The organism is Pseudomonas sp. Mn2068 (assembly GCF_049319725.1).
Taxonomy (GTDB): Bacteria; Pseudomonadota; Gammaproteobacteria; order Pseudomonadales; family Pseudomonadaceae; genus Aquipseudomonas; species Aquipseudomonas gingeri.
In genome coordinates this window covers 131,803-155,396 of the sequence record NZ_JBMOUG010000017.1, presented here as the reverse complement: position 1 = coordinate 155,396, position 23,594 = coordinate 131,803, and the positions used below count along the sequence as shown (strand labels likewise).

19 protein-coding genes are annotated in these 23,594 nt (G+C 61.2%); 5 read left to right on the top strand and 14 right to left on the bottom strand.

Translation table 11 applies throughout. From position 1 onward, the window contains the following. Window positions 1–193: 193 nt before the first annotated feature. The 9 genes from sucD to sdhC all read right to left on the bottom strand — a co-directional run bounded on the left by sucD (window position 194) and on the right by sdhC (window position 11,617). Window positions 194–1,075, bottom strand: coding sequence for a succinate--CoA ligase subunit alpha (gene sucD, locus ACL9RJ_RS28720; RefSeq protein ID WP_017127973.1), 882 nt, complete (start codon window positions 1,073–1,075; stop codon window positions 194–196). After that, on the bottom strand, window positions 1,075–2,241 hold the full coding sequence (gene sucC, locus ACL9RJ_RS28715; RefSeq protein ID WP_017127972.1) for an ADP-forming succinate--CoA ligase subunit beta: 1,167 nt from the start codon (window positions 2,239–2,241) through the stop codon (window positions 1,075–1,077). Before sucC ends, sucD begins: the two co-directional genes overlap by 1 nt. Before the next feature lie 197 nt (window positions 2,242–2,438). Beyond that, the gene (lpdA, locus tag ACL9RJ_RS28710) at window positions 2,439–3,875 is read right to left on the bottom strand and encodes a dihydrolipoyl dehydrogenase (protein WP_177085265.1); all 1,437 of its coding nucleotides are present in this window, start codon (window positions 3,873–3,875) and stop codon (window positions 2,439–2,441) included. Between the two features lie 113 nt (window positions 3,876–3,988). Continuing rightward, the gene (gene odhB, locus ACL9RJ_RS28705; protein WP_017127970.1) at window positions 3,989–5,212 is read right to left on the bottom strand and encodes a 2-oxoglutarate dehydrogenase complex dihydrolipoyllysine-residue succinyltransferase; all 1,224 of its coding nucleotides are present in this window, start codon (window positions 5,210–5,212) and stop codon (window positions 3,989–3,991) included. 41 nt (window positions 5,213–5,253) lie between these two features. Next, window positions 5,254–8,085 carry a 2-oxoglutarate dehydrogenase E1 component gene (locus tag ACL9RJ_RS28700; RefSeq protein WP_042936142.1) on the bottom strand — a complete coding sequence of 944 codons (2,832 nt, stop codon included), beginning with the start codon at window positions 8,083–8,085 and terminating at the stop codon, window positions 5,254–5,256. Window positions 8,086–8,376: 291 nt separating this feature from the next. Continuing rightward, window positions 8,377–9,081 carry a succinate dehydrogenase iron-sulfur subunit gene (locus tag ACL9RJ_RS28695; protein WP_177057648.1) on the bottom strand — a complete coding sequence of 235 codons (705 nt, stop codon included), beginning with the start codon at window positions 9,079–9,081 and terminating at the stop codon, window positions 8,377–8,379. Between the two features lie 11 nt (window positions 9,082–9,092). After that, on the bottom strand, window positions 9,093–10,865 hold the full coding sequence (gene sdhA / locus ACL9RJ_RS28690) for a succinate dehydrogenase flavoprotein subunit (RefSeq protein WP_017127967.1): 1,773 nt from the start codon (window positions 10,863–10,865) through the stop codon (window positions 9,093–9,095). A gap of 3 nt (window positions 10,866–10,868) precedes the next feature. Next, entirely contained in the window at window positions 10,869–11,237 is a 369-nt protein-coding gene (gene sdhD, locus ACL9RJ_RS28685; RefSeq protein WP_017127966.1) for a succinate dehydrogenase, hydrophobic membrane anchor protein, read from the bottom strand. Further along, window positions 11,231–11,617 carry a succinate dehydrogenase, cytochrome b556 subunit gene (gene sdhC / locus ACL9RJ_RS28680; RefSeq protein ID WP_177057650.1) on the bottom strand — a complete coding sequence of 129 codons (387 nt, stop codon included), beginning with the start codon at window positions 11,615–11,617 and terminating at the stop codon, window positions 11,231–11,233. Before sdhC ends, sdhD begins: the two co-directional genes overlap by 7 nt. 353 nt (window positions 11,618–11,970) lie before the next feature. Between sdhC and gltA the strand changes: the two genes are divergently transcribed. Further along, window positions 11,971–13,260: a citrate synthase gene (gltA, locus tag ACL9RJ_RS28675; protein ID WP_017127964.1), complete on the top strand. Its 1,290-nt coding sequence runs from the start codon at window positions 11,971–11,973 to the stop codon at window positions 13,258–13,260. A 414-nt stretch (window positions 13,261–13,674) separates the two neighbouring features. Here the strand turns inward: gltA and ACL9RJ_RS28670 are convergent, their stop codons facing one another. From ACL9RJ_RS28670 to ACL9RJ_RS28660, 3 genes are all read right to left on the bottom strand, one after another. Further along, window positions 13,675–15,333 carry a cation acetate symporter gene (locus ACL9RJ_RS28670; RefSeq protein ID WP_042936106.1) on the bottom strand — a complete coding sequence of 553 codons (1,659 nt, stop codon included), beginning with the start codon at window positions 15,331–15,333 and terminating at the stop codon, window positions 13,675–13,677. Further along, complete coding sequence (locus ACL9RJ_RS28665; protein WP_017127829.1) at window positions 15,330–15,641, bottom strand: DUF485 domain-containing protein; 312 nt, start codon at window positions 15,639–15,641, stop codon at window positions 15,330–15,332. Before ACL9RJ_RS28665 ends, ACL9RJ_RS28670 begins: the two co-directional genes overlap by 4 nt. Before the next feature lie 214 nt (window positions 15,642–15,855). Then, window positions 15,856–16,707, bottom strand: a complete 852-nt coding sequence (locus tag ACL9RJ_RS28660; protein ID WP_042936103.1) for a glycine betaine ABC transporter substrate-binding protein — start codon at window positions 16,705–16,707, stop codon at window positions 15,856–15,858. 331 nt (window positions 16,708–17,038) lie between these two features. Between ACL9RJ_RS28660 and ACL9RJ_RS28655 the strand changes: the two genes are divergently transcribed. After that, window positions 17,039–18,589: a glycosyl hydrolase family 17 protein gene (locus ACL9RJ_RS28655; protein WP_177085271.1), complete on the top strand. Its 1,551-nt coding sequence runs from the start codon at window positions 17,039–17,041 to the stop codon at window positions 18,587–18,589. Window positions 18,590–18,711: 122 nt separating this feature from the next. Here the strand turns inward: ACL9RJ_RS28655 and ACL9RJ_RS28650 are convergent, their stop codons facing one another. Next, the gene (locus ACL9RJ_RS28650; protein ID WP_017127826.1) at window positions 18,712–19,071 is read right to left on the bottom strand and encodes a hypothetical protein; all 360 of its coding nucleotides are present in this window, start codon (window positions 19,069–19,071) and stop codon (window positions 18,712–18,714) included. Window positions 19,072–19,308: 237 nt separating this feature from the next. Between ACL9RJ_RS28650 and ACL9RJ_RS28645 the strand changes: the two genes are divergently transcribed. The 3 genes from ACL9RJ_RS28645 to ACL9RJ_RS28635 all read left to right on the top strand — a co-directional run bounded on the left by ACL9RJ_RS28645 (window position 19,309) and on the right by ACL9RJ_RS28635 (window position 22,316). Beyond that, window positions 19,309–20,607: a serine protein kinase PrkA gene (locus ACL9RJ_RS28645; protein WP_017127825.1), complete on the top strand. Its 1,299-nt coding sequence runs from the start codon at window positions 19,309–19,311 to the stop codon at window positions 20,605–20,607. Beyond that, the gene (locus ACL9RJ_RS28640) at window positions 20,600–21,388 is read left to right on the top strand and encodes an MlaA family lipoprotein (RefSeq protein WP_177085273.1); all 789 of its coding nucleotides are present in this window, start codon (window positions 20,600–20,602) and stop codon (window positions 21,386–21,388) included. The genes ACL9RJ_RS28645 and ACL9RJ_RS28640 overlap by 8 nt, the downstream gene beginning before the upstream one ends. A gap of 124 nt (window positions 21,389–21,512) precedes the next feature. Beyond that, complete coding sequence (locus tag ACL9RJ_RS28635) at window positions 21,513–22,316, top strand: Cof-type HAD-IIB family hydrolase (RefSeq protein WP_017127823.1); 804 nt, start codon at window positions 21,513–21,515, stop codon at window positions 22,314–22,316. Window positions 22,317–22,383: 67 nt separating this feature from the next. Here ACL9RJ_RS28635 and ACL9RJ_RS28630 read toward each other — a convergent pair whose 3' ends face one another. Then, complete coding sequence (locus ACL9RJ_RS28630) at window positions 22,384–23,568, bottom strand: patatin-like phospholipase family protein (protein ID WP_042936100.1); 1,185 nt, start codon at window positions 23,566–23,568, stop codon at window positions 22,384–22,386. Window positions 23,569–23,594 lie beyond the last annotated feature (26 nt).

The following is a 23,594-nucleotide window of genomic DNA, read 5'->3' as shown; positions in this document are numbered from 1 at the left end:
CTGACTGTGGGATCTGACTGTGGGATCTGACTGTGGGATCTGACTGTGGGATCTGACTGTGGGATCTGACTGTGGGAGCGGGCTTGCCCGCGAAGAGGCCAGCACAAACGACACAGGCCTTTCCCCTACCCACAAAGCACAAAGGCCACCCGAAGGTGGCCTTTGCTGGTGGAGCGTCAGCTAAGCGCGAGGCTTACTTGACAGCCCAACCGGTCAGCTCGGCCAGGGCCTTGCCGATGTCTGCCAGCGAACGCACGGTTTTCACGCCTGCGTCTTGCAGAGCAGCGAACTTCTCGTCTGCAGTGCCTTTGCCGCCAGAGATGATTGCGCCAGCATGGCCCATGCGCTTGCCCGGAGGAGCAGTCACACCAGCGATGTAGGAAACAACCGGCTTGGTCACGTGAGCCTTGATGTAGGCAGCCGCTTCTTCTTCAGCCGAACCGCCGATCTCGCCGATCATGACGATCGCTTCGGTCTTCGGGTCTTCCTGGAACAGCTTCAGGATGTCGATGAAGTTCGAACCCGGGATCGGGTCACCGCCGATGCCGACGCAGGTCGACTGACCGAAACCGGCGTCAGTGGTCTGCTTCACAGCTTCGTAGGTCAGGGTGCCGGAACGGGAAACGATACCGACCTTGCCTGGCAAGTGAATGTGACCTGGCATGATGCCGATCTTGCATTCGCCTGGAGTGATCACGCCTGGGCAGTTAGGGCCGATCAGGATCACGCCCAGTTCGTCGCACTTGACCTTGGCGTCCAGCATGTCCAGGGTAGGAATGCCTTCGGTGATGCAGACGATCAGCTTGATGCCGCCGAATGCCGCTTCCAGGATCGAGTCCTTGCAGAAAGGAGCCGGAACGTAGATCACGCTGGCGGTGGCGCCAGTGGCTGCTACAGCGTCTTTCACGGTGTTGAACACTGGCAGACCCAGGTGCTCGGTGCCGCCTTTGCCCGGTGTTACGCCACCGACCATCTTGGTGCCGTATTCGATGGCTTGCTGGGTGTGGAAACTACCTTGCGAACCGGTAATACCCTGGCAGATAACTTTGGTGTCTTTATTGATCAGGACGCTCATTATTTGCCCTCCGCAGCTTTGACAACTTGTTGAGCAGCGTCGGTCAGGCTGGTAGCAGCGATGATGTTCAAGCCGCTTTCTGCCAGTACTTTAGCGCCCAGTTCAGCGTTGTTGCCTTCAAGGCGCACAACAACCGGGATTTTCACGCCGACTTCTTTCACTGCACCGATGATGCCTTCGGCAATCATGTCGCAACGAACGATGCCGCCGAAGATGTTGACCAGTACTGCAGCGACGTTGGTGTCGGACAGGATGATCTTGAACGCTTCGGTTACGCGTTCCTTGGTAGCACCACCGCCCACGTCGAGGAAGTTGGCTGGTTTGCCGCCATGCAGGTTGACGATGTCCATGGTACCCATGGCCAGGCCGGCACCGTTGACCATGCAGCCGATGTTGCCTTCCAGGGCCACGTAGTTCAGTTCGAACTTGGCAGCGTGCGCTTCGCGCGGATCGTCCTGGGACGGATCGTGGAAGGTTTTCAGCTTAGGCTGACGGTACATGGCGTTGGCGTCGATGTTGATCTTGGCATCGAGGCAATGCAGATCGCCGTCGGCCTTGATCACCAGCGGGTTCACTTCCAGCAGTGCCAGGTCGTGATCCTTGAACAGCTTGGCCAGGCCAACGAAGATCTTGGCGAACTGGGCAACCTGCTTGCCTTCCAGACCCAGCTGGAATGCCAGCTCGCGACCCTGGAATGGCTGAGCGCCAACCAGTGGATCGATAGTGGCCTTGAGGATTTTCTCAGGGGTGTCGTGAGCGATTTTCTCGATGTCCACGCCACCTTCGGTGGAAGCCATGAACACGATGCGACGGCTCGAACGGTCAACGACAGCGCCCAGGTACAGCTCTTTAGCGATATCAGTGCACGATTCAACCAGGATCTTGGTGACAGGCTGGCCATTGGCGTCAGTCTGATAGGTCACCAGACGCTTGCCCAGCCACTGCTGTGCGAAGGCCTTAGCGTCTTCTTTGCTGCGAACCAGCTTGACGCCGCCCGCTTTACCGCGACCACCGGCGTGAACCTGGGCTTTTACAACCCACTCGGAACCACCGATCTTGTCGCAAGCTTCTGCTGCTTCTTCCGGGGTGTCTACCGCGTAGCCTTTGGATACTGGCAGGCCGTATTCAGCGAACAGCTGCTTACCCTGATACTCGTGAAGATTCATGCTTTTTACCGTCTTCGTTAGGTACTGCGCGTTCGGTGCTGCACTGATTGCAGTGCCGCACCACCTGTGACTGCTGCTTGCGTCGTTATCCGGTCGCCCGGCGAAACAACGCAAGACTGCGTCCAGCGGATGTTCCGCGGTGAGTCTTGCGCGCAAGGCTCACGACGGGCGATCCGCCGTGGTTTCTTATTATTCGCTTAGCGTTTTTTCTTGTTGGCAATGTGGATGGCGCCGCCATTCACTGCCAATGCCGCTTCGTGCAACGCTTCGGACAGGGTCGGATGGGAGAAGACCATCATGCCCAGGTCTTCGGCGCTGGTGCCGAATTCCATACCGATTGCGCCTTGCTGTACCAGCTCGGCCGCGCTTGGGCCAATCACGTGGACGCCCAGGACGCGGTCGGTCTTGGCATCAGCGATGACCTTGACGAAACCACCGGTATCGTTGGCTGCCATGGCACGGCCACTGGCGGCAAACGGGAAGGTGCCGACGTTAACTTCAACGCCTTCAGCTTTCAAGGCCTGTTCGGTTTTACCGACCCACGCGATTTCCGGGTGGGTGTAGATAACCGACGGGATCAGGTCGTAGTTCATCTGGGCCTTGTGGCCCTTGATGCGCTCGACAACCATGATGCCTTCTTCCGAAGCCTTGTGAGCCAGCATCATGCCGCGAACCACGTCACCGATGGCGTAGACGCCTGGAACGGTGGTCGCGCAGTGATCGTCGACGTGGATGAAGCCACGCTCGTCGAGGGTCACGCCGCTGTCGGCAGCCAGCAGGTCGGTGGTCACCGGACGACGACCAACGGCTACGATCAGCTTGTCGAAAGTGATGGTCTGTTCGCCATCCTTGTCGGTATAGGTCACGACCACTTCTTCGCCGTTGACCTTGGAGCCGGTCACGCGAGCGCCCAGCTTGATGTCCAGACCTTGTTTGGTCAGGGTTTTCAGCGCTTCCTTGGACACCGCGGTGTCAGCGGCCAGCAGGAACGTGTCCAGGGCTTCCAGGACAGTCACCTGAGCGCCCAGGCGGGACCAGACGGAACCCAGTTCCAGGCCGATCACGCCGGCACCGATCACGCCAAGGCGCTTCGGTACGGCTTGGAATTCCAGGGCGCCGGTCGAATCGACGATCACCTTCTGGTCAACCGGAGCAGGCGGGATGTCGATCGGACGCGAACCTGGAGCCAGGATCACGTTCTCGGCTTCGATGACCTGGACAACGCCATCCGGACCGGTCACTTCGACTTTCTTGCCGGCCAGCAGCTTGCCGTGGCCTTCGATCGAAGTCACGCCGTTGGCCTTGAACAGGGTGGCAACACCGCTGGTCAGACCCTTGACGATGTTGGCCTTGCGACCGACCATCGCCGGGACGTCCATCTTCACGTCACCGGTGGTGATACCGTGGATGGCGAAGGCATCCTTGGCTTCATGGTACTTCCAGGAGCTGTCCAGCAGCGCCTTGGAGGGAATGCAGCCCACGTTCAGGCAAGTACCGCCGAGAGCCAGCTTGCCCTCTTTGTCCTGGTACTTCTCGATGCAGGCAGTCTTGAGGCCAAGTTGCGCGGCCTTGATGGCGGCTACATAGCCGCCAGGACCCGCGCCGATCACTACCACGTCGAATTTCTGAGTCATGTGTCATTCCTTATCGAATCAAACCGGACGGCCGCTTTTGGCGACCGTCGTGGGACGAAGCTGGTCATTTACACGGCGGGCAAGGCGCCAGGCGCCCTGCCCTTTGGGCAAAATCAGATATCCAGCAGCAAACGAGCCGGGTCTTCCAGCAGGTTCTTGATGGTAACCAGGAAGGTCACAGCTTCTTTACCGTCGATCAAACGGTGATCGTAGGACAGAGCCAGGTACATCATCGGACGGATCACGACCTGACCGTTGATTGCCATCGGACGCTGGATGATGTTGTGCATACCCAGGATCGCCGCTTGTGGCGGGTTGACGATCGGGGTCGACATCATCGAGCCGAATGTACCACCGTTGGTGATGGTGAACGTACCGCCGGTCATTTCGTCGATGGACAGCTTGCCGTCACGGGCCTTCTTGCCGAAGGTGGCGATGCCGCCTTCGATTTCGGCCAGGCTCATCAGTTCGGCGTTACGCAGTACCGGTACCACCAGGCCACGGTCGCTGGAAACGGCGACACCGACGTCGGCGTAGCCGTGGTAGACGATGTCCGCGCCGTCGATCGAGGCGTTGACAGCCGGGAAGCGCTTCAGCGCCTCGGTGGCCGCTTTCACGAAGAACGACATGAAGCCCAGGCGTACGCCGTTGTGGGACTTCTCGAACAGGTCCTTGTACTTCGAACGCAGGGCCATGACTTCGGTCATGTCGACTTCGTTGAAGGTGGTCAGCATCGCCATGTTCGACTGGGCTTCGACCAGACGCTTGGCCACGGTGGCACGTACGCGGGTCATCGGTACACGCTTCTCGGTGCGGTCGCCGGCGGCGAACACAGGAGCAGCGGCAGCCGGGGCGGCAGCCTTGGCCGGAGCAGCAGCCGGAGCGGCTTTCTTCGCGGCGACGGCAGCGACCACGTCTTCCTTGGTCACACGACCACCCTTGCCGGTGCCGGCAACGGAAGCGATGTTGATGCCGTTTTCTTCAGCCAGCTTGCGCGCGGCCGGAGCAGCAACCGGATCGTCTTCACCACCGGCGGCAGCCGGGGCAGCAGCTTGGGCGGCGGCGGCAGGCGCGGCAGCAGGAGCAGCGGCGGCAGCACCGCCCTCTTCGATGGAGCCCAGTACCTGTGCGGAAAGAACGGTGTCGCCTTCGTTGGCAACGATAGCGCCCAGAACGCCGTCGGCTTCAGCCAGGACTTCCAGTACCACCTTGTCGGTCTCGATGTCGACGATCAGGTCGTCGCGCTTGACCGCATCGCCCGGCTGCTTGTGCCAGGTGGCAACGGTGCCATCGGCAACCGATTCCGGAAATTGGGGGGCTTTGATCTCGATAGCCATTATCTGTGGTTCCTTAAATTCGGTTTCAGGTGCGCGAGGCGTTAAACAGTAAAGGCATCTTGCAACAGTTTTTCCTGCTGCTCGGCGTGCATCGATGCATAACCACAAGCAGGAGCAGCAGAAGCGTCACGACCGGCGTACTCGAGTGCGAGCGACTTGTCGTGGCCGCTGATGATGCGACGCATGTGATGCTGGCTGCTGTACCAGGCACCCTGGTTCATCGGCTCTTCCTGACACCAAACGATATGTTTGAGGTTCTTGTACGGAGCCAGGACTTCGATCAGGTCGTCCTCAGGGAATGGGTACAACTGCTCGATACGCACGATGGCGATATCGTCACGCTCTTCGGCACGGCGTTTTTCCAGCAGGTCGTAGTAGACCTTGCCGCTGCACAGAACCAGGCGCTGGACCTTTTTCGGATCCTGGGCGTCGATTTCCGGGATAACGGTCTGGAACGAGCCTTCGGCCAGATCTTCCAGCGTGGAGATCGCCAGCTTGTGACGCAGCAGCGACTTCGGTGTCAGCACGATCAGCGGCTTGCGCAGCGGACGGATGACCTGACGACGCAGCAGGTGGTAGATCTGAGCCGGGGTGGTCGGCACGCAAACCTGGACGTTGTGCTCGGCGCACAGTTGCAGGTAGCGCTCCAGACGGGCCGAGGAGTGCTCCGGACCCTGACCTTCATAACCGTGCGGCAGCAGCATGGTCAGGCCGCACAGACGACCCCACTTGTGCTCGCCACTGGTGATGAACTGGTCGACAACCACCTGGGCACCGTTGGCGAAGTCGCCGAACTGGGCTTCCCAGATAACCAGGGCATTCGGCGTGGTGGTCGAGTAACCGTACTCGAACGCCAGGACCGCTTCTTCCGACAGGAACGAGTCGTACAGGTCGAAGCGTGGCTGACCCTCGTACAGGTTCTGCAGCGGAATGTAGGTGCCCGCGTCCTTCTGGTTGTGCAGCACGGCATGACGGTGCGAGAACGTACCACGGCCGATGTCCTGGCCGGTCATGCGGATCGGGTGACCTTCGAACGCCAGGGTCGCGTACGCCATGGTTTCGGCGTAACCCCAGTTGATCGGCAAGCCGCCGGCCTGCATTTTCTGACGATCTTCGTAGATCTTCGCGACCTGGCGCTGGACCACGAAGCCTTCCGGAATTTCCAGCAGCTTGGCGGACAGTTCCTGCAGGGTCTTCAGATCGAAGCGGGTATCGTGACGTGCAGTCCACGCGTGACCCAGGTAAGGGCGCCAGTCGACGAACAACTCCTTGTTCGGTTCCTTGACCAGGCTCTTGACCACGTGCAGACCGTTGTCCAGGGCGTTGCGGTATTCGTCGACCTTCGCCTGCACGCGCGCGTCATCCAGCACCTTGGCCTGAACCAGGCGCTCGGCGTACAGCTCACGGGTGGTGCGCTGCTTGGTGATCTGCTGGTACATCAGCGGCTGGGTGCCACTTGGCTCGTCAGCCTCGTTGTGACCACGACGACGGTAGCAGACCAGGTCGATCACCACGTCGCGCTTGTACTGCATGCGGTAGTCGACAGCCAGCTGGGTCACGAACAGCACGGCTTCCGGATCATCGCCATTCACATGGAGGATCGGCGCCTGGATCATCTTCGCGACGTCGGTGGCGTACTCGGTGGAACGCGAGTCCAGCGGGTTGCTGATGGTGAAACCGACCTGGTTGTTGATCACGATGTGGATCGTGCCGCCCGTCTTGAAGCCGCGGGTCTGCGACATCTGGAAGGTTTCCATGACCACGCCCTGACCTGCGAACGCAGCGTCACCGTGGAGGGAAATCGGCAGAACCTTGTCACCGGTCGCATCGTTGCGACGGTCCTGGCGGGCACGAACCGAACCCTCGACCACCGGGGAAACGATTTCCAGGTGGGACGGGTTGAACGCCATGGCCAGGTGAACTTCGCCACCGGTGGTCATCACGTTGGACGAGAAGCCCTGGTGGTACTTGACGTCACCGGAACCCAGCTCGACCTTCTTCTTGCCTTCGAACTCGTCGAACAACTCGCGCGGGTTCTTGCCGAAGGTGTTGACCAGCACGTTGAGACGGCCGCGGTGGGCCATGCCGATAACGATTTCCTTGGTGCCGTAGGAGCCGGAACGCTGGATCATCTCGTCCAGCATCGGAATCAGGCTCTCGCCACCTTCCAGGCCGAAACGCTTGGTGCCCGGGTATTTGGTACCCAGGTATTTTTCCAGGCCTTCCGCGGCGGTGACGCGCTCGAGCAGGTGGCTCTTGATATCGGCGGAGAAGGTTGGACGGCCGCGCACGCTTTCCAGGCGCTGCTGGAACCAGTGGCGCTGCTCGGAATCGACGATGTGCGTGAACTCGGCGCCGATGGTGCGGCAATATGTCTGCTGCAACGCTTCGTGAATTTCGCGTAGGCTCGCTTCCTCTTTGCCGATGAACAGGTCGCCGGCACGGAAGGTCGTATCAAGATCGGCATTGGTCAAGCCGTAATGATTGATCGACAGGTCTGCAGGTGCAGGACGCTGCCACAGTCCCAGCGGGTCAAGCTGGGCTGCCTGGTGGCCACGCATCCGATAGGCCTGGATCAATCGCAGCACTTCAACCTGCTTCTTCTCGTGCTCACTGCTCACGCTGCCGGCAGATACCGGTTGGGCGCGGCGCTGGTTCTTTGCCAGCAACACGAAATGCTCGCGGATTGTCGAGTGCGATACATCGGTGGCAGCGTTGCCGTCAGCGGGCAACGTCTGAAATTTGGTGCGCCATTCTTCTGGCACAGCGTTAGGGTCGTGCAGGTAGAGCTCATAAAGCTCTTCCACATAGGCAGCGTTACCACCTGAAAGATAGCCGCTGTTCCACATGCGCTGCATCACGCTTTCTTGCATGCTTGGTCACCCTCGGTTAGGGGACACCACCGGCGAAAACACCGAGCAAGCTTGCAAAAGTCCGAATGCCGCGACCTGAACAAGCCACCTAGGATCACGCTGATAGTCCGGGTACCAGCCCGGATGCCCCTGCTGGTCTCATTTCTTCAAAATAAGAGCCACAGCTTTGTGAGCCGTCGCTCAGGTTAAAACCACGGCGCGGGTTGAAGCCTGCGCCGCAGCTCTCTACGGGTACAGCGATGCCACTCTTTACAACACCGGTTCTACAACAGCCGGGTTACAGCAGCTGAGTCACACGCCGCTCTGCAGCAGCATGTTACGGATGTGACCGATGGCCTTAGTCGGGTTCAGGCCTTTCGGACATACGTTGACGCAGTTCATGATCCCGCGGCAGCGGAAGACGCTGAACGGGTCATCCAGCGAAGCCAGGCGCTCGGTCGTCTTGGTGTCGCGGCTGTCTGCCAGGAAGCGGTAGGCTTGCAGCAGGGCGGCCGGGCCCAGGAACTTGTCCGGGTTCCACCAGAAGGACGGGCAGGACGTCGAGCAGCAAGCGCACAGGATGCACTCGTACAGGCCGTCGAGCTTTTCACGCTCTTCAGGGGACTGCAGACGCTCGATGGCCGGAGCCGGCGTGTCGTTCTGCAGGAATGGCTTAACCTTCTCGTATTGCTTGTAGAAGATGCTCATATCGACGACCAGGTCACGGATAACCGGCAAACCAGGCAGAGGACGAACAACCAGCTTGTTACCCTTGACCACGGCGGACAGCGGCGTGATGCACGCCAGGCCGTTCTTGCCGTTGATGTTCATGCCGTCGGAACCGCAAACGCCTTCACGGCAGGAGCGACGATAGGAGAACCCTTCGTCCTGCTCCTTGATCAGCGCCAGCACGTCCAGCACCATCAGGTCCTTGCCACCGGTATCGACCTGGAAAACCTGGGTTTTCGGGGCTGAGTCGGTGTCAGGGTTGTAACGATAAACTTCGACTTGCAACATGGCGGTCACCCTTAATAAGTCCGGACTTTAGGTTCGAAAGTCGGAACGGTCTTCGGCGAGAAGTTCACGGCTCGCTTGGTGACGCGCTTGTCACCCGGGAAGTACAGGGTGTGGCACAGCCAGTTTTCGTCGTCACGATCTTCGAAGTCTTCACGGGCATGGGCGCCGCGGGACTCTTTGCGCACTTCGGCGGCGATAGCGGTTGCTTCGGCCACTTCCAGCAGGTTTTGCAGTTCCAGCGCTTCGATACGGGCAGTGTTGAACGCCTGCGACTTATCGTTGATCTTCACGTTGGCGATACGCTTGCGCAGATCGGCCAGTTGCGCGATACCCTTCTGCATGTATTCGCCAGTACGGAATACACCGAAGTAGTTCTGCATGCAGCTTTGCAGCTCGCGACGCAGGGTTGCCACGTCTTCGCCATCGGTACGCTCGTTCAGGGCGGACAGACGCGCCAGGGCAGCTTCGATGTCAGCGTCGGTGGCGTCATCGTATTCGATGCCGTCGGTCAGGGCTTTTTCCAGGTGCAGGCCGGCCGCACGGCCGAAGACCACCAGGTCGAGCAGCGAGTTGCCGCCCAGGCGGTTGGCGCCGTGAACCGATACGCAAGCCACTTCACCTACCGCGAACAGGCCAGGAATGATCTGGTCCACGCCTTCGGCGTTCTGGGTGATGGCCTGGCCATGAATGTTGGTGGCAACGCCGCCCATCATATAGTGGCAGGTCGGTACGACCGGAACCGGGGCAACAACCGGGTCGACGTGCGCGAAAGTCTTCGACAGTTCGCAGATGCCTGGCAGACGGCTGTGCAGCACTTCCTCGCCCAGGTGGTCGAGCTTGAGCATCACGTGGTCGCCATTCGGACCGCAACCGTTGCCAGCGATGATTTCCTTCACCATCGAACGGGCAACCACGTCGCGACCAGCCAGGTCCTTCGCGTTCGGAGCATAACGCTCCATGAAACGCTCGCCGTGCTTGTTGATCAGGTAACCACCTTCACCACGGCAACCTTCGGTCACCAAGACGCCGGCGCCGGCGATGCCGGTCGGGTGGAACTGCCACATTTCGATGTCTTGTACCGGTACGCCGGCACGCAGGGCCATGCCGACGCCATCACCGGTGTTGATCAGGGCGTTGGTGGTCGAAGCGTAGATGCGCCCCGCACCGCCGGTGGCCAATACGGTGGCTTTCGAGCGGATGTAGGAGGTTTCACCGGTTTCGATGCAGATGGCGATCACACCGACGAACGCACCGTCCTGATTCTTCACCAGGTCAACGGCGTAGTACTCGTTCAGGAAGGTGGTGCCGGCTTTCAGGTTGCCCTGGTAGAGGGTGTGCAGCAGCGCGTGACCGGTACGGTCAGAGGCTGCGCAGGTACGTGCCGCCTGGCCGCCCTTGCCGAAGTCCTTGGACTGGCCGCCGAACGGACGCTGGTAGATGCGGCCGGATTCGGTACGGGAGAACGGCAGGCCCATGTGGTCCAGTTCGAACACCGCAGCCGGGCCTTCCTGACACATGTACTCGATAGCGTCCTGGTCACCGATGTAGTCGGAACCCTTGACGGTATCGTACATGTGCCAGCGCCAGTCGTCGTTCGGGTCGGCCGAAGCGATGGCGCAGGTGATGCCACCCTGGGCGGACACGGTGTGCGAACGGGTCGGGAACACCTTGGTGATCACGGCCGTCTTGTGACCGCCCTGAGCCAGCTGCAGGGCGGCACGCATACCCGCGCCGCCGCCGCCGATGATGATGGCGTCGAAAGAAATCGTTGGAATGTTAGCCATGAATCAGATACCCCAGAGAATCTGCACACCCCAGACGAAGTACGCGAACATCGCAACGCCGCATACCACCTGGAAAAGGAAACGCACTACAGTCGCGGACTTGCCGAACGCCATCGGCGTCAGGTAGTCGGTCGCGATGGTCCACATGCCGACCCAGGCGTGAGCGCCCAGGGCCACCAGGGCCAGCAGACTGAAGATGCGCATCCAGCCGTGAGAGAACAGCTCATGCCACTGGGCATAGCCCAGGCCTGGGTTCGCAATGATGTATCCGATCAGGAACAGGAAGTAAGCCGCGAGAACGACCGCCGACACGCGCTGTGCCATCCAGTCATAGAGGCCCGAACGCGAGAGGTTCGTGACGTTAGTTACCATATCCAGACTCCTGCCAGAACGATTACCACCACGGAAACGGCGATAACGATTTTCGAGCCCAGCTTGCCGCCTTCCAGCGTCTCACCGATGCCCATGTCCATGATCAGATGGCGCACGCCGGCAACCAGGTGATACAGCAAGGCGGACAGGATGCCCCAAATCACTAGCTTGGCTAGCGGACTGGTCAGACACGCTTTCACCTGACCGAAGCCTTCCTCGGAGCTCAGCGACTTGTCCAATGCGTAGAGCATGATGGCCAGGCTGACAAAGAGGATGACACCGGAGATACGGTGAAGAATGGACGTGTAAGCAGTGACTGGGAGTTTGATGGTCCTTAGGTCTAGGTTTACAGGTCGTTGGCTTTTCACGGCTTTTTTCACACTGAAGAGCCCCTAACAATCAGGGCAAAGTTGTTGGGCAAGTGCACTGGTCAGGTACCCACCACCCAGGGAGTGACGACCCCCAATGAAAACAGGCCCAAAAGCCCCTGGCGGTCGGACGCCGAGTATAGACAGTTAGGCTACTAATGACAACGCAAAGGACTACCCCTAATGGTGCATTGCGTTAGTGGGATAAAAGGCGTAAATAGCCGTCAATTTCGAGGAAAAATGGCGCTCAAAGCCCTCTGGCGCATGACTTTTGGCAAATTGACTTTCGAATTTATCTCACTATAGTGGTGCGGGCCCTGCGTGGGGGGCCTGTCTGATGATTTCAAGCATAAATAGGAGGCCACATGGCTGACAAAAAAGCGCAGTTGATCATCGAGGGCGCAGCCCCCGTCGAGCTGCCCATTTTAACCGGCACCGTTGGTCCCGATGTAATCGACGTGCGGGGCCTGACGGCCACGGGCCGGTTCACGTTCGACCCTGGCTTCATGTCGACTGCATCCTGCGAGTCGAAAATCACCTATATCGACGGCGATAACGGCATTTTGCTGCATCGCGGCTACCCGATCGAGCAACTTGCCGAGAAATCGGACTACCTGGAAACCTGCTACCTGCTGCTCAACGGCGAACTGCCGACCGCAGAGCAGAAAGCCAAGTTCGTCAGCACCGTGAAGAACCACACCATGGTGCACGAGCAGTTGAAGACCTTCTTCAACGGCTTCCGTCGCGACGCCCACCCGATGGCCGTCATGTGCGGCGTGGTCGGCGCCCTGTCGGCCTTCTACCACGACTCCCTGGACATCAATAACCCCCAGCACCGCGAAATTTCCGCGGTCCGCCTGGTGGCCAAGATGCCGACCCTGGCAGCGATGGTTTACAAGTACTCCATGGGTCAACCCATGATGTACCCGCGCAACGACCTGTCGTACGCGGAAAACTTCCTGCACATGATGTTCAACACCCCGTGCGAGATCAAACCGATCAGCCCGGTGCTTGCCAAGGCCATGGACCGGATCTTCATCCTCCATGCCGACCACGAGCAGAACGCATCGACCTCCACCGTTCGTCTGGCGGGCTCCTCGGGTGCCAACCCGTTCGCCTGTATCGCCGCCGGTATCGCCGCACTGTGGGGCCCTGCCCACGGCGGTGCGAACGAAGCGGTACTGACCATGCTCGATGAAATCGGCGATGTCTCGAACATCGACAAGTTCATCGCCAAGGCCAAGGACAAGAACGATCCGTTCAAGCTGATGGGCTTCGGTCACCGGGTCTACAAGAACCGCGACCCACGCGCCACCGTGATGAAGCAGACCTGCGACGAAGTCCTCAAGGAACTGGGCATCAACAACGATCCTCAGCTGGAACTGGCCATGCGCCTCGAAGAGATCGCCCTGACCGATCCGTACTTCATCGAGCGCTCGCTGTACCCGAACGTCGACTTCTACTCGGGGATCATCCTCAAGGCGATCGGCATTCCAACCAGCATGTTCACCGTGATCTTCGCCCTGGCGCGGACCGTCGGCTGGATCTCCCACTGGAAGGAAATGCTCTCCAGCCCGTACAAGATCGGCCGTCCACGCCAGCTGTACACCGGCTACGAGTCGCGTGACATCACCAAGCTGGAAGACCGCAAGTAAGGTCTGCCTCACGGTAGCTCCTTGACTGCACCCGACAGGGCCTCCATCTGGAGGCCCTGTTCGTTTCTGCCCGCGGACACTCCTGGCGCCCGCACTGCCGCCTTCGCGGACAAGCCCGCTCCCACAAGGTGTGCCACCGCCCCGTGGGAGCAGGGCTTGCCCGCGATGAACGGTAACGCGGCCTACCTGATCCACCACGGCGCTCCCATCGCCAGCAAGCCGGCTCCTACAGGCTCGTGTCGTACGCCGGCTTGTGGTCGACACCCAACCGTGGGAGCGGGCTTGCCCGCGAAGAGGCCCTGACAGGCAGCACGAGACTCAAGGCCGCCACCTGCGCCCCCCATAAAAAAGCCCCGGTCTCTCGACCAGGGCTTTTCGTTTCGGCACAACTTATATAGGGAAGCCGGTACTCCCTCAGTGGGAAACCGCCCCACTCGCCCCCAGACCGGTCTGCGAACGCACGAACTGCGGGAAGAACAGCGCCCGCTCGTTCTCGGCTGCAGCCGACTTGTCGGTGATGGAGAAGAACCAGATCCCGACAAACGCAATGATCATCGAGAACAGCGCCGGGTACTCATACGGGAAGATAGCCTTCTCGTGATGCATGATCTGCACCCATATGGTCGGGCCGAGGATCATCAGGCCCACCGCGCTGACCAGGCCCATCCAGCCGCCGATCATGGCGCCACGGGTGGTCAGCTTCTTCCAGTACATGGAGAGCAGCAGCACCGGGAAGTTGCAACTGGCGGCAATGGAGAACGCCAGGCCGACCATGAACGCGATGTTCTGGCTTTCGAAGAGAATGCCCAGGCCGATCGCCAGCACGCCAAGGGCAATGGTGGTGATCTTCGACACCCGGATCTCATCCTTCTCGTTGGCCTTGCCCTTCTTGATCACGCTGGCATACAGGTCATGGGACACCGCCGAAGCGCCGGCCAGGGTCAGACCCGCCACTACCGCGAGGATGGTCGCGAACGCCACCGCCGAGATGAAGCCGAGGAAGACGCTGCCACCCACCGCGTTGGCCAGGTGTACCGCCGCCATGTTGTTACCACCCAGCAAGGCACCCGCGGCATCCTTGAACGCCGGATTGGTGCTGACCAGCAGGATCGCGCCAAAGCCGATGATAAAGGTCAGGATGTAGAAGTAGCCGATGAAACCGGTGGCATACAGCACGCTCTTGCGCGCTTCCTTGGCGTCGCTCACGGTGAAGAAGCGCATCAGGATATGCGGCAGGCCGGCGGTGCCGAACATCAGCGCCAGGCCGAGGGAGAACGCCGAGATCGGATCTTTCACCAGGCCGCCCGGGCTCATGATCGCCTCACCCTTGGGGTGAACCTTGATCGCTTCGGAGAACAGCGTGTTGAAGTCGAAGTTGACGTGCTTCATCACCATCAGCGCCATGAACGAGGCACCCGACAGCAGCAGCACCGCCTTGATGATCTGTACCCAGGTGGTGGCCAGCATGCCGCCGAACAACACATAGAGGCACATCAGGATGCCTACCAGGATCACCGCCACATAGTAGTCGAGGCCGAACAGCAGCTGGATCAGCTTGCCGGCACCGACCATCTGCGCGATCAGGTAGAACGCCACCACCACCAGCGAACCGCAGGCCGACAGCGAACGGATCTGGGTTTGCCCGAGGCGGTAGGACGCCACGTCGGCAAAGGTGTACTTGCCCAGGTTGCGCAGGCGCTCGGCGATCAGGAACAGGATGATCGGCCAGCCCACCAGGAAGCCGATGGAGTAGATCAGGCCATCGTAGCCGGAGGTGAACACCAGCGCGGAAATCCCCAGGAAGGACGCCGCCGACATGTAGTCGCCGGCAATCGCCAGGCCGTTCTGGAAACCGGTGATCTTGCCGCCCGCCGCATAATAGTCGGCAGCCGACTTGTTGCGCTTGGAGGCCCAGTAGGTGATGCACAGGGTGGCACCGACAAACGCGATGAACATCACGATCGCCGAGACGTTGAGGGGTTGCTTGTGCACTTCGCCGGCCAACGCATCGGCGGCCCACAGGGTGGGAGCGAAGGCCATGACGCCCAAGGCTGCTAGAAGACGCCGGATCATTGCTGAGCCTCCTTGAGAATCGCATTGTTCAGGTCGTCGAATTCGCCATTGGCGCGACGCACGTAGATTGCCGTGAGAATAAAGGCCGAAACAATCAGCCCGACACCAATCGGTATCCCCCAGGTAACGGAAGACGTGGGACTGAGCTTGGCACCCAACACCTGTGGCCCGTACGCAATCAGAAGAATGAAGCCCGAATACAACCCAAGCATGATCGCCGAAAGAATCCAGGCGAATCGTTCCCTTTTTCTGACCAGCTCCTTGAAACGCGGGCTGTTCTGAATCGAGAGGTAAATGCTGTCGTTCATTGTTTTTATCCTCGCAGCACAGATGAGATGAAACATTTTTCACTTTAGGCGGCTGTGGAAGCGAAACCAGACGACCTTAGTATTAGAACGACACTAGTCCAGATTCGGGGCGACGGCAGGCTGCGAGGCAAATCTTCAACAAACGGAAACACGAAGGCCGCCGGGCAGGACTGCCGGGCGGCCTTCGATACAGCGGTCTAGAGCCTTCGGGGTATTATTTGGTCCACTCGGCGACGCGGTCGGGGTGCTTGGCAACCCAGTCCTTGGCCGCCACTTCAGGCTTGGCACCGTCCTGGATCGCCAGCATGACTTCGCCGATTTCGTCTTTCGAGGCCCACTGGAATTTTTTCAGGAAAGCCGCCACTTCCGGCGCTTTCTTGTCCAGGCCCTTGCTGCCGATGCTGTTCACGGTTTCAGCCGCGCCGTACACGCCCTTCGGATCGTCGAGGAAACGCAGTTTCCACTTGGCGAACATCCAGTGCGGTACCCAGCCGGTCACGGCGATGGATTCGTTCTTCTCTTCGGCACGGGTCAGTTCGGCGATCATCGCCGCGCCCGAGCTGGCTTGCAGCTTGTAGGCGTCGAGGCCGTAGTCCTTGATGGCCTGGTCGGTCTTGAGCATCACACCCGAGCCGGCATCGATACCGACGATCTTGTTCTTGAAGGTCGTATCGTCCTTGAGGTCGGCGATGGATTTGGCCTTGACGTACTCCGGCACGATCAGCCCGATCTTGGCGTCCTTGAAGTTGGGGCCGTAGTCGACCACCTTGTCCTTGTTCTTGGCCCAGTACTCGCCATGGGTGACCGGCAGCCAGGCAGACAGCATCGCATCGAGCTTGCCGGTGGCGACGCCCTGCCACATGATCCCGGTGGCGACAGCCTGCAACTTCACGTCGTAACCCAACTTCTGCTTGATCACTTCAGCCGCCACGTTGGTGGTGGCAACGCTATCGGACCAGCCATCGACGTAACCAATGGTCACGGTCTTGGCATCGGCACTGGCCAGGTTGGAGCTGACCGCAAGCACCAGAGCGGCACCTGCGCCTAAGAGTCGTCGCATCTTCATCGTTACTTCCCCGAAAGTGCTGCGCCCGACGGCTGTCGAGCGGCATCAACGTATAGTTATGGTGCACGGCGCCCCCTTCACGCCTCACGGCCAAACCCGTTCGATCATCAGCGGAGTACTGACGCCCTGATCATCAACCCGACCCGTCAATCGACCTGCTCTGGCAGCGACCTCAAGGCAGCGAGAAACGACATCAGAACGCCAGCAATCAACGCTTCGGAAAAGTCCCACATTTATTGCGCCCGAACTTTGCATGACAAAATACTGCACAGGCCCAAGGCCCGGGTAATTCCGGGTAATATGCGCGGCTTTGTTCCCAGACGGCCTGACCATGCCCGCCACCGCCCGCTTCCCGCTCCTGCCCTATCTGTTCGCCTGCCTGCTGGGCATTTTCGCCCTCTGTGGTTTCTGGTACGGCCTCGGCCAGCCGGTGATCCTGCCGGATGCCGCGACCCCGACGCACAAGCTGCAATGCGCGTCCTACACACCGTTCGACAAGGATCAATCGCCCTTCGACCAGCCGTTCAAGCCGCGCCCGGAGCGCATGGATGCCGACCTGGCCCTGCTGGCGACCCGCTTCGAGTGCATTCGCACCTACTCCATGACCGGCCTGGAGGCCCTGCCGGAGCTGGCGCGCAAGCACGGCCTGAAGCTGATGATCGGCGCCTGGGTCAACAGCAACCCGGTGGACACGGAAAAGGAAGTCGATGCCCTGATCGCCTCGGCCAACGCCAACGCCGACGTGGTCACCGCGGTGATCGTCGGCAACGAAGCCCTGCTGCGCAAGGAAGTCACGGCGCCACAGCTGGTCAGGCTGATCCACAAGGTCAAGGCGCATGTGAAACAGCCGGTGACCTATGCCGACGTCTGGGAATTCTGGCTCAGCCACCCGGACGTCGCGCCGGCGGTGGACTTCCTGACCATTCACCTGCTGCCCTACTGGGAAGACGATCCGGCGGGAATCGACGCGGCCATCGATCATGTGGCGCAGATTCGCCAGACCTTCGGCAACCGCTTCGCGCCCAAGGATATCCTGATCGGTGAAACCGGCTGGCCGAGCGAAGGGCGCCAGCGCGAAACCGCGCTGCCGAGCCGGGTCAACGAAGCCCGTTTCATTCGCGGCTTTGTCACCCTGGCCGAACAGAACGGTTGGCACTACAACCTGATCGAAGCCTTCGACCAGCCCTGGAAGCGCGGCAGCGAAGGTGCGGTCGGCGGCTACTGGGGACTGTTCGACGCCGACCGCCAGGACAAGGGCATCCTCGCCGGGCCGGTATCGAACCTGCCGTACTGGCCGCAGTGGCTGGTGTTTGGTGGCCTGGTCCTGCTCGGCACCCTGCTCATCGGTGGGCGCGTGCGCAGTACCCGGGCCGCCCTGGTCCTGCCGCTGCTCGGCGCACTGGCCGCCTGTTCCATCGGCGCCTGGGGTGAATTGGTGCGGGTGACCAGCCGCTTTGCCAGCGAATGGATCTGGGCAGCCTTGCTGCTGGGCCTGAACCTGCTGGTGCTGAGCCACGCCACCCTGGCCCTGGGCAGCCGGGCCGGCTGGCGCGCGGGCGCCTTCGAATGGCTGGAGCGACGTGCCGGCTGGCTGCTGGCGAGCGCCGGGTTCGCCGGCGCGGTAATGATGCTGGAACTGGTCCTGGACCCGCGCTATCGCAGCTTCCCGAGTGCGGCGCTGCTGTTGCCGGCGCTGGCCTTCCTGGTTCGCCCGGTCCGCGCCCCGCGCGGGGAAACCGCCCTACTGGCCTTTATCATCGGCGCCGGGATCGCCCCGCAACTGTATCGCGAAGGCCTGGAAAACCCGCAGGCCTGGGGCTGGGCGGCGGTCAGCGTACTGATGGTCGCCGCGCTATGGCGCAGCCTGCGCGTACGCCCCTGATCCGCGGGAGCCTGGTCCGTGGGAGCCGGCTTACTGGCGATTGCGATGTCGCAGTCAACTACCTTGTTGCCTGACACACCACAATCGCCAGCAGGCCGCCCCCTACAGGTCGAGACCTGCGCTCAGGCCGACCTGACCAGGCGCAACCCGCCAATCACCACCGCAAATACCGCCAGGCTGGTGTTGTACAACGCCAGCGCCGGAAAACCGACCAGCAGTGCCAGCACCGCCAGCACCCGACCGGCACGCCCCGGCACCAGGAACGCCAGCACCGCCGCGCCCAGGGCAGCCCAGCCCAGCACCTTGAAATGAATCAGCCAGCCCAGGTTCGAACGCGCCTGGCACTCCCAGCGCAGCGCCTCATCGACGCAGATACCGACCCACTGCCCGTCCTCCATCAACCCGTAGCGCACGCCGTAACTGGCAGCCAGCCACAGGGGCAGGACGATAAACAGCAGGATCAGCGGCAGACGGCGGGACATGAACAACTCCGATAGGCGAAAACGGCGCCCAGCATAATCGCCAAGACGGCGCATGCAAGCGTAAACAACGCCTGGCTGGTCAGCAAAATGAGGCAAAGTGTATCGTCTGTAGGCTATGGTCTGAATGAATACACGCCGATTGCATTATTTATGCAATGGGACATGGCACTTCGGCACTAGCGTAGTGGTCATAGCCTGCGACCCCCATTCAGCATTCTCCTTTAAAGGGATGTAGTCATGCTCCGTTCTCTGCGCCTCGCTGCTTTCATCGGCGGCCTCATTTTGAGTGCGTCCGCGCTGGCGGTCGATGTCGACGCCGCCAGCTATGGCTATCCGTTGACCAACCCGTTCGAAGCGACCATCGCCACGACCCCGCCGGAACTGCGCCCGCAACTGCCCAGCAACGAGGACATCGACCAGTCCGACTACCAGTTGAAACTGCGACCGGAACGCGAGTTCACCCTCCCGGACAACTTCTGGGCGGTCAAGAAGCTCACCTACCGCATCGCCCGGCAGGACCACGCCGCGCCGCTGATCTTCCTGATCGCCGGCACCGGCGCACGCTATGACAGCAGCATCAACGAGTACCTGAAAAAGCTCTATTACAAGGCCGGCTACCACGTCGTCCAGCTGTCGTCGCCCACCAGCTTCGACTTCATGAGCGCCGCCTCGCGCTTCGCCACGCCCGGGGTGAGCAAGGAAGACGCCGAAGACATGTACCGGGTGATGCAGGCGGTACGGGCGCAGAACCCGAAACTGCCGGTGACCGACTTCTACCTCACCGGCTACAGCCTCGGCGCCCTGGATGCGGCCTTTGTCAGCAAGCTGGACGAGACCCGCCGCAGCTTCAACTTCAAGAAAGTCCTGCTGCTCAATCCGCCGGTCAACCTCTATACCTCGATCACCAACCTCGACAAGCTGGTCCAGACCGAGGTCAAGGGCATCAACAACACCACGACTTTCTATGAACTGGTCCTGGCCAAGCTGACCCGCTACTTCCAGCAGAAAGGCTATATCGACCTCAACGACGCCCTGCTCTACGACTTCCAGCAGTCCAGGCAGCACCTGACCAACGAACAGATGGCCATGCTGATCGGCACGTCCTTCCGGTTCTCGGCCGCGGACATCGCCTTTACCTCGGACCTGATCAACCGCCGCGGCCTGATCACCCCGCCCAAGTACCCGATCACCGAGGGCACCAGCCTGACGCCCATGCTCAAGCGTGCCCTGCAATGCGACTTCGACTGCTACCTGACCGAACAGGTGATTCCGATGTGGCGCGCCCGTACCGACGGCGGCAGCTTGCTGCAACTGGTGGACCAGGTCAGCCTCTATGCCCTCAAGGACTACCTGCATGACAGCCCGAAAATCGCCGTCATGCACAACGCCGACGACGTCATCCTCGGTCCGGGCGACCTGGGCTTCCTGCGCAGCACCTTTGGCGACCGCCTGACCGTCTACCCTCACGGCGGCCACTGCGGCAACCTCAATTACCGCGTCAACGCAGACGCCATGCTGGAGTTTTTCCGTGGCTAAACATCTGATGCTTATCGCTGCCCTGCTCTGCGCAGGCTACGCCCAGGCGGACAACAGCAAGGCCCACGACACCGTGGCACCCGACCCGGATGGCTTCACCGAGCCGTTGAAGAAACTCAAGTTCAACCCGGGCCTGGACCAGCGCGAATTCGAACGCTCGACGCTCAACGCGCTGAACGTCTACGACCCGCTGGAGTCCTGGAACCGCCGCGTCTACCACTTCAACTACCGCTTCGACGAGTGGGTGTTCCTGCCGGTGGTCGACGGTTACCGCTATGTCACGCCGACCTTCCTGCGCGAAGGGGTGAGCAATTTCTTCGGCAACCTGGGGGATATTTCCAACCTGCTCAACAGCCTGTTCCAGCTCAAGGGCAAGCGCTCGCTGGAAACCACCGGGCGGCTGCTGCTCAACACCACCATCGGCGTCGCCGGCCTGTGGGATCCGGCGACGAAGATGGGCCTGCCGCGCCAGAGCGAAGACTTCGGCCAGACCCTGGGCTTCTATGGCGTGCCGGGCGGTGCCTACCTGGTGCTGCCGTTCTTCGGCCCGTCGAACCTGCGTGATACCGGCGGCCTGGTCTTCGACTTCACCGCCGAATCCCAGATCAACTTCCTCAACGTCGCCGAGGTCAGCGAAAACCATCCGGAAATCTACGCCCTGCGGGCCATCGACAAGCGCTACACCACCAGTTTCCGCTACGGCCAGCTGAACTCGCCGTTCGAATACGAGAAGGTGCGCTACGTGTATACCGAGGCGCGCAAGCTGCAGATCGCCGAGTAATCGCCCCGCCCCGGACAGCGGCCCGCTCCGTCCGGGGCGGGTCGCTGTCAACCGAACGACACAATTGATCTCTACCGTCCTGCCGGGCAGACTCCTGCTACTCCCCACGGTCAAGGACACCACCATGTACAGCCTCATCGCCTCCGATCTGGACGGAACCCTGCTGCTTGCGGACGACCGCATCGGCGAGTTTTCCCGGTCGGTCCTGACCCGGCTCGTCGAATCCGGCAGGCACGTGGTGATCGCCACCGGTCGCAGCCAACCCGACGTCGAGTCGATCCTGCGCGACTACTCGCTGCCGGTGCACCTGATCACTTCCAACGGCGCCCGCATCACCAGCGCCTGCAAGAACCTGACGGCCAGCGAGCACCTGGCGGAACCCGTGGTCCGGGCATTGCTCGACGCGACCAGGGCCGACCCGGACCTGGTGATCAACGCCTACTGCGACTCGCGCTGGATCACCAACGCCGACAGCCAGTTGCTCGAGGACTTCAACCATAACGATGACTTCCAGCCCACGGTCCTGGCTGTCGATGCGTTTCCGGTCGAGGCGATCGAGAAAGTGTTTTTTATCCACAGGAACAAGGACCACGACGCGCTGGTGCTGCTCGACGGACGACTCAAGGCCCTGGTGGGCGACGCGGTGCACAGCACCTTTTCGGCGCCCTGGTGCCTGGAAATGATGGCCAGCACCGTGTCCAAGGGCAACGCCCTGAAAAAGCTCGCCGAATTCCTCGATGTGCCCATGAGCCAATGCATCGCCTTCGGCGACGGCATGAACGATGTCGAGATGCTCACGATGGCCGGCAAGGGCCTGATCATGGGCACCGCCCATCACAAGGTGATGCAGGCCCTGCCGGAACACGAAACCATCGGTGCCTGCACCGAGGAGTCGGTCGCCCGCTACCTGTCGGAGCACCTGCTGTAGAAGCCGGCTTGCCGGCGATGAGGCCCTTGCAGTGATCTTGTGGACGCTATCGCCGGCAAGCCAGCGCCTACAGTGCGGAAGCTGTCTGTAACATCACCGAAGCCTGGGGCAGGCCGAGGAAGCGACACAGCTCGTCCCGCTTGGCCATCGCATCGCGGCGGCCGAGTTCGATCAACTCGCTGCAGTAACCGGCCTCGAACAACAGGTAGCTGAGCACGCCGGCACCACTGGTCTTGGTGGCGCCCGGCCCGCGCAGGAACAGGCGCAACGCCGGCGGCAGCTCATGGCGATGGCGCGCGGCGATCTCATCGATCGGCTGGCTCGGCGCGATCACCAGCACGTCCACCGGTGCCAGGCCCAGGCTGCGCGGTTGCGGCGGCAGCAACTGACTGAACTGGTTCAGTCGCTGCAACAACTCGATGTCGCTTTCCAGGCTGTCAATAAAGGTGCTGTTGAGCATATGCCCGCCGATCTGCGCCAGGCTCGGCTGCTGCCCGCCATAGATGCGTTCGGTGGTGGCCTGGGTATCGACCCCGCGCGGGTTGCCGCTGACCCCGACCACCAGCACACGGCTGGCCCCCAGGTGCAGTGCCGGACTGATCGGCGCCGACTGCCGCACGGCGCCGTCGCCGAAATACTCCTGGTCGAGCTTGACCGGTGCGAACAGCAATGGAATGGCCGAGCTGGCCAGCAGATGATCGACGGTCAACTGGGTCGGCAGGCCGATGCGGCGATGGCGCAACCAGGAGTCGATGGTGCCCTTGCCCTGGTAGAAGGTCACCGCCTGGCCCGACTCATAACCAAAGGCGGTCACCGCGACGGCACGCAATTGCTGGTGCTCGATGGCCTGCTCGATGCCCGGCAGATGGATCTTTTCGTTGAGCAGATCGCGCAGTGGCGAGCTGTTGAGCAGGGCCACCGGCACTTGCGCACCGAGGCCGAGCAGGCTGTGGCCGACAAAACGGGTCGCCTGGTGGATCACCCCTGGCCAGTCGCTGCGCAATACCCGGTGACTGCGAAAGTTCTGCCAGAAGGCGGTCAGGCGCTCGATGGCGGCAGTGAAGTTCATCGCCCCGCTGGCGAGGCTGACCGCATTGATCGCCCCCGCCGACGTGCCGACGATCACCGGAAACGGGTTGGCCGCCCCGGCCGGCAACAGCTCGGCAATCGCCGCCAGCACTCCCACCTGATACGCGGCTCGTGCGCCCCCACCCGAGAGAATCAGGCCGGTAACCGGTTCAGCTGGACTCATCGCGACACTCCGTCAATCAGGTAGCT